General features: G+C 34.2%; 1 protein-coding gene and 1 pseudogene. Both read left to right on the top strand.

Annotated features, from left to right (window positions below; all coding sequences use genetic code 11):
* A partial coding sequence (locus HMPREF2867_RS07870) for a hypothetical protein (protein ID WP_070576943.1) occupies nt 1–388 on the top strand: 388 nt, incomplete at its 5' end.
* A gap of 93 nt (nt 389–481) precedes the next feature.
* Nucleotides 482–860: pseudogene (locus HMPREF2867_RS11600) on the top strand (hypothetical protein); the annotation flags it as partial.

The following is an 860-nucleotide window of genomic DNA, read 5'->3' on the forward strand; positions in this document are numbered from 1 at the left end:
CGGTCTTCCTATTAGTTCATTTAGTTTTCTATCTAACTTCAGTCATGATGAAAAGGAGAAAAATCTGGATACCTTAGCCTCAGACAATCTCAAAGAAGGTAAGAAGGACTTTGCAGGTTACTATCAAATTCCATACCAAACCTTGATTGATAAAGAGTTGATTGAGATGGTCATTTATATCGATGAAAAGACAACAGTCAAATCACAAGATATGAAAGAAGCTGCTAAAAAGTTGGATGCCAGGGACCTTCCAAATGGTGAATATAGTTTTTATCAATCTAATTTTGAAGATGGACCAAATAATTCAGTCGATTACAATTTTAAAGTTAAAGACGGGAAAGTCGTTTTTTATGAAGACGAGAATCTAGTATTAGAAGATGATGATTAAAGATGAAAGGTCGAAAAAATAACTAGGTTGAGGAATGATAAGTCTTAATTATATTTCTATCCCTAGTTATACACCACTATTGGAGGTAGAGCTATGAAAAAGAAAATCTATCGCATTCTATTCTTGATTCCCTTGCTACTATCAGTTTTGGTTTTGAGCGGTTGCAAGGTGATGATGCCTAGTGATTACATAAAAATTAAGCGAATCATCATCGAAGATTGTAACAAAGTGGGTCTTCATGGCAAAGTTACCATCACTGACTTACATTGGACTCCACTAGAAAGTCCAACTTACTACGTATCTTATACCTATTCTGAGAACACCTACGATGGGCAAACAATAAAATTGGAAGAGAATAATAGGGCTATTCCTGAAAATAGGTCATCTGATTCTCATGACAGTATTCAATTTTTACACTATAAGGAAGTATTTGTGGAACAGAAATCTGTCCAAAAGGTTGAAAAGAAAATTG

The organism is Streptococcus sp. HMSC064H09, assembly GCF_001812625.1.
GTDB lineage: Bacteria > Bacillota > Bacilli > Lactobacillales > Streptococcaceae > Streptococcus.